6 protein-coding genes are annotated in these 11,063 nt (G+C 68.9%); 3 read left to right on the forward strand and 3 right to left on the reverse strand.

What is annotated here, in order from left to right; translation table 11 throughout:
• On the reverse strand, positions 1-1,254 hold a 1,254-nt coding region (locus tag P1P70_RS31880), incomplete at its 3' end, for an ATP-binding protein (RefSeq protein WP_319243971.1).
• 104 nt (positions 1,255-1,358) lie between these two features.
• Here P1P70_RS31880 and P1P70_RS31885 point away from each other — a divergent pair.
• Together P1P70_RS31885 and P1P70_RS31890 are read left to right on the forward strand one after the other, a co-directional pair.
• A complete protein-coding gene (locus P1P70_RS31885; protein ID WP_413471595.1) occupies positions 1,359-5,531 on the forward strand; it encodes a HAMP domain-containing protein in 4,173 nt (1,390 codons plus the stop codon).
• Positions 5,528-6,100, forward strand: a complete 573-nt coding sequence (locus P1P70_RS31890; protein WP_319243975.1) for a two-component system response regulator — start codon at positions 5,528-5,530, stop codon at positions 6,098-6,100. The genes P1P70_RS31885 and P1P70_RS31890 overlap by 4 nt, the downstream gene beginning before the upstream one ends.
• Before the next feature lie 76 nt (positions 6,101-6,176).
• Here P1P70_RS31890 and P1P70_RS31895 read toward each other — a convergent pair whose 3' ends face one another.
• On the reverse strand, positions 6,177-8,054 hold the full coding sequence (locus P1P70_RS31895) for an AMP-dependent synthetase/ligase (RefSeq protein WP_319243976.1): 1,878 nt from the start codon (positions 8,052-8,054) through the stop codon (positions 6,177-6,179).
• A 244-nt stretch (positions 8,055-8,298) separates the two neighbouring features.
• Positions 8,299-10,167 (reverse strand): translation elongation factor 4, encoded by a 1,869-nt coding sequence (gene lepA, locus P1P70_RS31900; RefSeq protein ID WP_319243978.1) that lies wholly within the window; start codon positions 10,165-10,167, stop codon positions 8,299-8,301.
• Between the two features lie 223 nt (positions 10,168-10,390).
• Between lepA and rpsT the strand changes: the two genes are divergently transcribed.
• The gene (rpsT, locus tag P1P70_RS31905; RefSeq protein ID WP_055515178.1) at positions 10,391-10,657 is read left to right on the forward strand and encodes a 30S ribosomal protein S20; all 267 of its coding nucleotides are present in this window, start codon (positions 10,391-10,393) and stop codon (positions 10,655-10,657) included.
• Positions 10,658-11,063 lie beyond the last annotated feature (406 nt).

An 11,063-nucleotide genomic window follows, 5' to 3' on the forward strand; every position in this document is an offset into this window, starting at 1 on the left:
CCCGGATCCGTCCTCACCCGCCCCCACCGGCCGATCCTCCTCGGCTGGTTCCGGCCAGGGCACGGGTACCGCCCTCGACCGCACGGAATCGGGCAGTCTGGGTGGGTTCTGCTCCAGGGCTCGGCGCAGTTCCTCGATGCGGTTCTCGCTGCCGTGCCAGACGCGGGCGAGCCGGGGTGCGGGGCCGAGCGAACCGTCACCGCCGCGCCAGCCCAGCCCCTCGTCCTCCAGCCACACCGCGCACCAGTCGGCCAGCCTCGGCACCAGCAGCTGCCCAGCGAGCGCGGCGACCAGATCCTCGTCGAGCTGCCCTGCCAGCAGATCGGACGCCTCCGCCAGGAAGGAGAGCGCGCCCCGGTTCAACCACTCCCGGTCGCGCTCCCCGCCGCGCCGGGGCACGGGCGCGACCAGATCGACCGGGTCCGGGCCCTGTTCCAGGACGTCCTCGGCACCGTCTCCGACGCGACCGGCGTACGCCCGCGCACCATCGGGTTCGCGCGCGTCTTCCGCACCGGCGTACGCCAGCGCATCATCAAGCCCTCGTACGTCCTCGTCGTCGGCGTACACCCGCGCGGCCTCGACTCCCATGCCGGACACGTCACCGCCGTACGCCCGCGCGACCTCGGCCCCCACACCGGACACGTCACCGCCGTACGCCCCGAACGCGTTCTCCACCGCCATCGCCCCGTCGACCGACAGCCGGGCCCAGACGGTCTTCATACCGGTGCGGTAGGTGATCCCCCACGCTTCGGAGAGCGCCGCGACGAGGCGCAGGCCGCGTCCGTACTCGGCGGCCCCGTATGGCCGTTCGACGAGGTAGGGACGTTCGGCGCCCTCCTCCCGCACCGCCCTGGAGGGGTGATGGTCCGAGACCTCGACGAGCAGCCACCCGGCGGAGGTCGGGTCGTCGCGCCCCAGACGGCACAGCAGCTCGACGTCCGTGCCCGCGTGGACGACCGCGTTGGTGACCAGCTCGCTGACCACCACGAGGGCGTCCTCGACGAGGCGGGCGGAGAGGGCCGCGGCGCCCGGCAGCTCGAGCTCGGCCCACTCCGCGAGCGCGCTGCCGACGAAGCGCCGGGCGGCTCCCGGCGCGAGCGGCCCCCCGGGCAGCGACACATGCACCACCGCGCGCCGGTCCGCGCCCGCGTACGCGGACCCGGCGGACAGCGCCTCCGCCCCGACGCGCGCGGGCGCATCGGGCGCATCGGGCGCACAGGACGCGGTCTCCCGTTGCGTCGGAATGGCCCCCACTGAGCGGCTCCCTGAGAAAGTTCGGACGAATAGGCCTCAGGCGGCACGGACAGAGTGACAGACTGACCCCGCCCATAAGCGCCGAGTTACCGAAGTGGGCCACCATGAGTGAGAACAGTGCTACGCGGGTGCTCCGAGACGGTCAAAAAGACAGCCAAACGGACGTTCTGATCCGGGCATCCGATCTCCGCGCGCTGACAGCGGCCATGACCGCCGCCCGTGACGGCAGCTTCACGAAGGTACCGGAGGCGGGCCCCGCCCCGGTGGCGGAGCTGTGCGCCCTCTTCAACCAGATCATCGACCGCAGCACCCACTTCGGCACCGAAGTACAGCGCGTGCGCCGCGAGTTGGTCCGGCACGGCCGCCTCGACGAGCGGCTGTCGGCCAGCCCGGGTCAGGGTGCGTGGGCGACCCGCGTCGACGACGTGAACCAGACACTCGACGCCCTCGTCGCCCCCGCCGCCAACGCCACCCGGGTACTGGACGCGGTGGCCGGCGGCGACCTCACCCAGCGGGTCGACCTGCACGACGGCAACCGTCAACTGCGAGGCGACCTCAGGCGGTTGGGCCGCGCGGTGAACAAGATGGTCGACCAGCTGTCCCTGTTCACCGGCGAGGTGACCCGGGTGGCGCGCGAGGTCGGCACGGAGGGCCGGCTCGGCGGCCGGGCCAAGGTCCGTGGCCTGTCCGGGAGTTGGCGGGACGTGACCGAGGCGGTCAACACCATGGCCGCCCGGCTGACCGCGCAGGTGCGGGACATCGCCCTCGTGACCACTTCGGTGGCGCGCGGAGACCTCACCCGTACGGTGACGGTCGAGGCGACCGGCGAGTTGCTCGAACTGAAGCTCACCGTGAACACGATGGTCGATCAGCTGTCCGCCTTCGCCGACGAGGTGACCAGGGTCGCCCGCGAGGTCGGCACCGAGGGCCAGCTCGGCGGCCGGGCCCAGGTCCGGGGCGTCTCCGGCGTCTGGAAGGACCTCACCGACAACGTCAACTTCATGGCGTCGAACCTGACCTCGCAGGTCCGCAACATCGCCCAGGTCACGACCGCCGTAGCCAACGGCGATCTCAGCCAGAAGATCACCGTCGACGCGCAGGGCGAGATCCTGGAGCTGAAGTCCACCATCAACACGATGGTCGACCAGCTGTCCGCCTTCGCCGACGAGGTGACCAGGGTCGCCCGCGAGGTCGGCACCGAGGGCAACCTCGGCGGCCGGGCCCAGGTCCGGGGTGTCTCCGGGGTGTGGAAAGACCTCACCGACAACGTCAACTTCATGGCGGACAACCTGACGTCGCAGGTCCGCAACATCGCCCTCGTCTCCACGGCCGTAGCACAGGGGGACCTCGGCAAGAAGATCACCGTCGAGGCGAAGGGCGAGATCCTCGAACTCAAGTCGACGATCAACACGATGGTCGACCAGCTCTCCGCCTTCGCCGACGAGGTCACCCGCGTCGCCCGCGAGGTCGGCACCGAGGGCAACCTCGGCGGCCAGGCGCAGGTCAGAGGCGTCAGCGGCGTCTGGAAGGACCTCACCGACAACGTCAACTTCATGGCGCTGAACCTGACGTCGCAGGTCCGCAACATCGCCCAGGTCACCACGGCCGTCGCCAACGGCGACCTCTCCAAGAAGATCACCGTCGACGCGCGCGGCGAGATCCTGGAGCTGAAGGACACCGTCAACACGATGGTGGAGCAGCTGCGGGCCTTCGCCGACGAGGTGACGAGGGTGGCCCGCGAGGTCGGCACCGACGGCGCGCTCGGCGGCCGCGCCCAGGTGCTGGGCGTGTCCGGCGTGTGGCGGGACCTCACGGACAACGTCAACTACATGGCGGACAACCTGACTTCACAGGTCAGGAACATCGCCCAGGTCACGACCGCCGTCGCCAACGGCGACCTCTCCAAGAAGATCGACGTGGACGCGCGCGGCGAGATCCTGGAGCTGAAGACGGCCATCAACACGATGGTCGACACCCTCTCCTCCTTCTCCTCCGAGGTCACCCGCGTGGCCCGCGAGGTCGGCTCCGAGGGCCAACTCGGCGGCCAGGCACGGGTCGAGGGCGTGTACGGCACCTGGAAGCGGCTGACGACGAACGTCAACGAACTCGCCCTGAACCTGACCACCCAGGTCCGCGCCATCGCCGAGGTCGCCTCGGCCGTGGCCCAGGGCGACATGTCCCGTTCGATCACGGTGGAGGCGCGCGGCGAGGTCGCCGAGCTGAAGGACAACATCAACCTGATGGTGGCCAACCTCCGCGAGACCACCCGGGCGAAGGACTGGCTGGAGTCCAACCTCGCCCGGCTCGCCGCCCTGATGCAGGGCCACCGCGACCTGATGGAGGTCGCCGACCTGATCCTGCGCGAGCTGACCCCGCTGGTGAACGCCCAGTACGGCGCGTTCTACCTGGCCGACCCCGACGAGGACGGCGCGGCCCCACTGCCGGTGGCGCCCACCAAGGGCCTCGCGTTCATCGCGGGCTACGGCGCGGCGCAGGGCGCGACCGTCGAGACCGGCGGCCTGCCCGTGCACGGCCTGGTCGCGCAGGCGGCCCGGGAGAAGAAGCGGATCCTGGTGGAGGAGGCCCCACCGGGCTACATCAAGATCAACAGCGGGCTGGGCGAGGCCTCCCCGTCGAGTGTCGTGATCATCCCGATCCTCTTCGAGGACAAGCTCCTCGGCGTGATCGAACTGGCCTCCTTCTCCCGCTTCTCCGACGTCCACCTGGCGTTCTTCGACCAGTTCGTGAACACCATCGGCGTCGCCATCAACACCATCATCGCCAACTCCCGGACGGAGTCCCTCCTCGGCGAGTCCCAGCGCCTCGCCATGCAGCTCCAGGAACGCTCCGACGAACTGCAGCTGCAGCAGGCGGAGTTGCAGCGCTCCAACGCCGAACTGGAGGAGAAAGCGGCACTGTTGGCCACCTCCTCGCAGTACAAGTCGGAGTTCCTGGCGAACATGTCCCACGAGCTGCGCACCCCGCTGAACTCCCTGCTCATCCTGGCGCGACTGCTCTCCGACAACCCGGACGGCCATCTCACCGACCAGGAGGTGCAGTTCGCGACCACGATCCACCGCTCGGGCTCGGACCTCCTCCAGTTGATCAACGACATCCTCGACCTCTCGAAGATCGAGGCGGGCCGGATGGACGTACGCCCGAAACGCCTCCCGCTGATCAAGCTCCTCGACTACGTACACGCCACGTTCCGCCCCCTCACCCTCGACCGGGGCCTGGCCTTCGAGGTCACGGTCGGCGAGGACGTCCCCCGCGAGATGTACTCGGACGAGCAGCGCCTCCAGCAGATCCTGCGCAACCTCCTCTCCAACGCGATCAAGTTCACCGCGTCCGGCCGGGTCGAGCTCACCGTCAGCCGCGTCAAGGACCCCGAGCACCGGTACACCCGCGAGGACCACGACGAGGTGATCGCCTTCGCCGTCTCGGACACCGGCATCGGCATCGCCGCCGAGAAGCTCCCGGTGATCTTCGAGGCGTTCCAGCAGGCCGACGGCACCACCAACCGCAAGTACGGCGGCACCGGCCTCGGCCTGTCCATCAGCCGCGAGATCGCCGGCCTGCTCGGCGGCCGCATCATCGCGGAGAGCGTCCCCGGCAAGGGCTCGATCTTCACCCTGTACGTTCCGGTCTTCAGCCCGGGCCACGGGGTGACGGGCCCGGTGGTCGAAGAGCACGGCAGTCTCGTACCCGAGCAGTTGACGACCGAGCCGTACCCGGCAGCGCACGAAGCCGACACGTACGACAGCGAGGACTCCTGGCCGGCCCCCACCAAGCTGGAGGCGTGGAAGGTGGGCCGCGCGGGCCAGGTGCTGCCCGGCCGCCGCGTGCTGATCGTCGACGACGACATCCGCAACGTCTTCGCGCTCACCCATGTCCTGGGCCGGGTCGGCATGCCCGTCCTGTACGCGGAGAACGGACGCGAGGGCATCGAGACCCTGGGGCGCAACCCGGACGTCGAACTCGTCCTGATGGACATCATGATGCCGGAGATGGACGGCTACGAGACGATCTCCGCCATCCGCCGCACCCCCCGCTGGGCGGGCCTGCCCATCGTCGCCCTCACCGCCAAGGCGATGCCCGGCGACCGCGAGAAGTCCATCGCCCGCGGCGCCAACGACTACGTACCGAAGCCGGTGGACGTGGACCAACTGCTCACGGTCGTCTGCGCGGTCCTGGACCCGGAGGCCCCCCAGGTCCAGCAGGGCGCCGAGCCGTCCCCCGAGAAACGCACGGAAGAGAACGAGGCACCCTCACCATGACCCCTCCGGACCGGACCGACCAAAGCGCGGGCATCCTCCTCGTCGACGACATGGAGGACAACCTGCTCGCCCTGGAGGCCGTCCTGGCGTCCCTCAACGAGCCGCTCGTCCGCGCCCGTTCGGGCGAGGAGGCGATGAAGGCCCTCCTCCGGCACCGCTTCGCCGTCGTCCTCCTCGACATCCGGATGCCCGGCATGGACGGCTTCGAGACAGCCGCCCACATCAAGCGCCTCGACCAGACCAAGGACGTCCCGATCATCTTCCTCACCGGCACGGACGCCGACACCGGCTACGCCTTCCGCGGCTACGCCACCGGCGCCGCCGACTACCTCACCAAGCCCTTCGACCCCTGGGTGTTACGGGCGAAGGTCAGCGTCTTCCTGGACCTGCACCGCAAGACGCGGGAGCTGGAGAACCTGTTGACGAGCCGCCGCGAACACACGGACCAGGTGGACGCCCGCCTGGCGGCCCTGGAGAAACACCTGGCAGCGCCTGCACCGGACTTGACCGAGATACGCACGCAGATAGGTGAACTCCGAACCCTGGTGGAGAACAACCGCGCCCTTTAGGGTCGCGGGGAACTGCGCGACCGGCCACGACGAACCCGCAGCCGCCAAGCAGCCCCGCCACCCCCTACGAACGGCGCTACGCCTCCCGAGCCCCGGCGTACATGTCCTCGATCAGGTGCTGGTACTCCTTCTCCACCACCGGCCTCTTCAGCTTGAGGCTCGGCGTCAGCTCACCGTGCTCGACATCGAGATCCCGCGGCAACAACCGGAACTTCTTGATCGTCTGCCACCGCTGCAACCCCTCGTTGAGCTGCTTGACGTACCCGTCGACCATCTCCACCGTCGCCGGCGCCGCGATGATCTCCTCGTACGACTTCCCGGCCAGCCCGTTCTCCGCGGCCCAGCCCTGGAGGGACAGCTCGTCGAGGGCGATGAGCGCCGTGCAGAAGTTCCGGTCCGCGCCGATCACCATGACGTTGGAGGTGAAGGGGCACAGCGACTTGAACTGCCCCTCGATCTCGGTCGGCGCGATGTACTTGCCGCCGGACGTCTTGAACAGGTCCTTCTTCCGATCGGTGATCCGCAGGTAGCCGTCGGGCGACAGCTCACCGATGTCACCGGTGTGGAACCACCCGTCGGCCTCCAGCACCTCCGCCGTCTTCTCCGGCAGCCCGTGGTAGCCCTCCATCACACCGGGCCCGCGCAGCAGGATCTCGCCGTCGTCCGCGATCCGCACCTCGCAGCCGGGCAGCGGCTTGCCGACCGTACCGGTGCGGTACGCCTCGCCCGGGTTCACGAAGGACGCCGCCGAGGTCTCGGTCAGGCCGTAGCCCTCCAGGATGTGGATGCCGGCGCCGGCGAAGAAGAAGCCGATGTCGGGCGCCAGCGCGACCGACCCGGAGACACAGGCCCGCAACCGGCCGCCGAACGCCTCGCGGAGCTTGGCGTACACCAGCTTGTCGGCGACCTTGTGCTTCGCGCCGAGCGCGAACGGCACCGAGGCCGTGCCGGTGCGGCGGAAGTTGTCCTGGCTGGCCTTGGCGTACTCGCGGGAGACCCCGGCCGCCCACTGGAAGATCTTGTACTTGGCCGGGCCGCCCGCGCGGGCCTTGGCGACGACGCCGTTGTAGACCTTCTCGAAGATGCGGGGCACGGCCGCCATGTACGTCGGCTGCACCACCGGCAGGTTCTCGATGATCTTGTCGATCCGGCCGTCGACCGCGGTGACGTGCCCGACCTCGATCTGACCGCTGGTGAGCACCTTGCCGAACACGTGCGCGAGCGGCAGCCACAGGTACTGCACGTCCTCCGCGCTGACCAGCCCGGTCGCGGCGATCGCCTTCGCCATGTACGACCAGTTGTCGTGCGGCAGCCGGACACCCTTGGGGCGGCCGGTGGTGCCCGAGGTGTAGATGAGGGTGGCCAGCTGGTCCTTGGTGATCGCGCCGACCTTCTCCTTGATCAGGTCGGGCTTCTTCTCCAGGTACGCGGCGCCGCGCTTCTCGAGCTCGGCCAGGGAGAGGACCCAGTCCTCGGAGAGGTCCGCGCCCTCGGTGTCGATGACGACGACGTGCGTCAGCTCGGGCAGCTCGGCCTTCTTCTCCCGGGCCTTCGCGAGCTGCGCCGCGTCCTCGGCGATGAGGACCCGACTGGACGAGTCCGAGAGGATGTACGCGGACTCCTCGGCGTTGGTCTGCGGATAGACGGTCGTGGTGGCGGCGCCCGCGCACATGATGCCGAGGTCGGCGAGGATCCACTCGATCCGGGTCGACGAGGCGAGGGCGACCCGCTGCTCCGGCTGCACGCCCAGCTCGATGAGTCCGGCCGCGACGGCGTAGACCCGTTCGGCCGACTGCGCCCAGCTCAGCGACTTCCAGTCGGAGGGCCCCTCCCCGGAGGCCGGTGGCACCGGGTAACGGTAGGCCTCGCCGTCGGGCGTGGCCGCCACGCGCTCGAGGAAGAGGGCCGCCACCGAGGGCGGACGGTTCTCGATCAGGGTCTGTGTGTCGCTCACGACATCCTCCGGGGCACGCGACAGTACAGCTGGCTCACGGACTGTGCGGCTGGCTCAAAGCGGCTGTTGTTTAACTCGCGAGTAACTATCGAGTGGTGATCAGGGTAGAGCGCGGTCCGCCTGTTGGTAAGGGGCGGCGGCAGGTCACTTTCCACCGAGAACGACCCTACGAACACACGCGGGCCCGTCGCGGCGACACGCGACGAGCCCACGCTCCACTCAAGTTTCCGGGGGTAACCGGTGGCTACTTCTTGCCCTTGCCGCTGCCGGCGCTGTCGTCGCTGGACAGAACGGCGATGAAGGCCTCCTGCGGAACCTCCACAGAGCCCACCATCTTCATCCGCTTCTTGCCTTCCTTCTGCTTCTCCAGCAGCTTCCGCTTCCGGGAGATGTCACCGCCGTAGCACTTGGCGAGGACGTCCTTGCGGATGGCGCGGATGGTCTCGCGGGCGATGACGCGCGAGCCGATGGCCGCCTGGATGGGCACCTCGAAGGCCTGCCGCGGGATCAGCTCGCGCAGCTTGGCGACGAGCCGCACGCCGTACGCGTACGCCGCGTCCTTGTGGGTGATCGCCGAGAAGGCGTCGACCTTGTCGCCGTGCAGCAGGATGTCGACCTTGACGAGGCTGGAGGTCTGCTCGCCCGTGGGCTCGTAGTCCAGCGACGCGTAGCCACGGGTCTTCGACTTCAGCTGGTCGAAGAAGTCGAAGACGATCTCCGCGAGCGGCAGCGTGTACCGGATCTCGACCCGGTCCTCCGAGAGGTAGTCCATGCCGAGCAGGGTGCCGCGCCGGGTCTGGCACAGCTCCATGATCGAGCCGATGAACTCGGTCGGGGCGAGGATCGTGGCGCGTACGACGGGCTCGTACACCTCGTTGATCTTGCCCTCGGGGAACTCGCTCGGGTTGGTGACCGTGTGCTCGACGCCGTCCTCCATGACGACGCGGTACACGACGTTCGGCGCGGTGGCGATCAGGTCGAGCCCGAACTCGCGCTCCAGCCGCTCCCGGATCACGTCGAGGTGCAGCAGCCCGAGGAAACCGACGCGGAAACCGAAGCCCAGCGCGGCGGACGTCTCCGGCTCGTACACGAGGGCGGCATCGTTGAGCTGGAGCTTGTCGAGCGCGTCGCGCAGCTCGGGGTAGTCGGACCCGTCCAGCGGATACAGGCCGGAGAAGACCATCGGCTTGGGGTCCTTGTACCCCCCGAGCGCCTCGGTCGCCCCCTTCGCCTGGCTGGTGATCGTGTCACCGACCTTCGACTGCCGGACGTCCTTCACACCGGTGATCAGGTAACCCACCTCACCGACGGCCAGCCCGTCGGCGGGCAGCATCTCGGGCGAGTTGGTCCCGATCTCCAGCAGCTCGTGCGTGGCGCCGGTGGACATCATCCGGATCCGCTCGCGCTTGTTGAGCTTCCCGTCGATCACACGGACGTACGTGACCACGCCCCGATAGGAGTCGTACACCGAGTCGAAGATCATCGCGCGGGCGGGCGCGTCCTTGACGCCGACCGGCGCCGGAACCTCCGCCACGACCCGGTCGAGCAGCGCGTCGACCCCCACACCCGTCTTGGCGCTGACCTTCAGCACGTCCGCGGGATCGCAGCCGATGAGGTTCGCCAGCTCCTCGGAGAACTTCTCCGGCTGCGCGGCCGGCAGGTCGATCTTGTTCAGCACCGGGATGATCTTGAGGTCGTTCTCCATCGCCAGGTACAGGTTGGCGAGGGTCTGGGCCTCGATCCCCTGCGCCGCGTCGACCAGGAGGACGGTCCCCTCACAGGCCGCCAGCGACCGCGACACCTCGTACGTGAAGTCGACGTGCCCGGGGGTGTCGATCATGTTGAGGATGTGCGTGTTGCCCGGATCAGTGGTCGGCGCCCAGGGCAGACGCACCGCCTGGGACTTGATCGTGATGCCGCGCTCACGCTCGATGTCCATGCGGTCGAGGTACTGAGCACGCATCTGCCGCTGCTCGACCACACCGGTCAGCTGGAGCATCCGGTCGGCGAGCGTGGACTTGCCGTGGTCGATGTGCGCGATGATGCAGAAATTGCGGATCAGAGCCGGGTCGGTACGGCTCGGCTCGGGCACATGGCTAGGGATCGCGGGCACGCAGGGTCCTGATTCTTGAGGCGTCCGCAGCCGTCTGCGGTCTCGGGTCGGATCGGGTCTGGCGGTCTGTACGTAGGCACCATGGTCCCACGGGTGGCGGGCTGCGACCGGTTTGGGCCGACGCGAGAGCTGCTGGTAACGTGGGCCGCTGTGTCTCATGCCCTCTCTGCAGGAGGCACAGCCAGAGAAAATCAAGCTCAATCCAAGCTGAAAAGGCTCATTCGTGGCGAACATCAAGTCCCAGATCAAGCGGAACAAGACCAACGAGAAGGCGCGCCTTCGCAACAAGGCCGTCAAGTCGTCGCTCAAGACCGCGATCCGCAAGGCCCGCGAGGCCGCTGCCGCGGGTGACGCCGAGAAGGCCACCGAGTACCAGCGCGCTGCCGCGCGTCAGCTCGACAAGGCTGTCTCGAAGGGCGTCATCCACAAGAACCAGGCCGCCAACAAGAAGTCGGCGCTTGCTTCCAAGGTCGCTTCCCTCAAGGGCTGAGCTTCACCTTTGATCTGACCGTCGGCTGGACCCAGAGCGGGCCCTCTCTCATCCGCTCCCACCCGACACCCCGGATCCGCACGCGGCCTGCGTTCGCCACGCGGGTGCGGATCCCTCATCTCGAACCGAAGGCCCCGCCCCACGCCCCTTCCCCAGGGGTGGAGGGCGGGGCTTTCGGGTTTTCAGGGGCGCGGGGAACTGCGCGACAGGCCCCAACGCTCCGGCGCGTGCCCACTCACCGTGCCTCCCCTCGCCCCCGGGTCGAAGGGGCAGCGCCCCTGAAGGACGGGACGGGTAGGGGCGGCGGGGGCGAAGAACTCAACCCCGACGGGACCGAGCCGCCCGAGCGATCACCACAACCGCCTTCTCCAACGCGTACTCGGGATCATCCCCCCCACCCTTGACC

It is taken from the genome of Streptomyces sp. MB09-02B (assembly GCF_033794485.1).
Taxonomy (GTDB): domain Bacteria; phylum Actinomycetota; class Actinomycetes; order Streptomycetales; family Streptomycetaceae; genus Streptomyces.

What these genes read in the sequence shown, in the direction of transcription:
- P1P70_RS31885 (WP_413471595.1), top strand. Translation starts at nt 1,359, where the DNA reads ATGAGTGAGAACAGTGCTACGCGGGTGCTCCGAGACGGTCAAAAAGAC.
- P1P70_RS31890 (WP_319243975.1), top strand. Translation starts at nt 5,528, where the DNA reads ATGACCCCTCCGGACCGGACCGACCAAAGCGCGGGCATCCTCCTCGTC.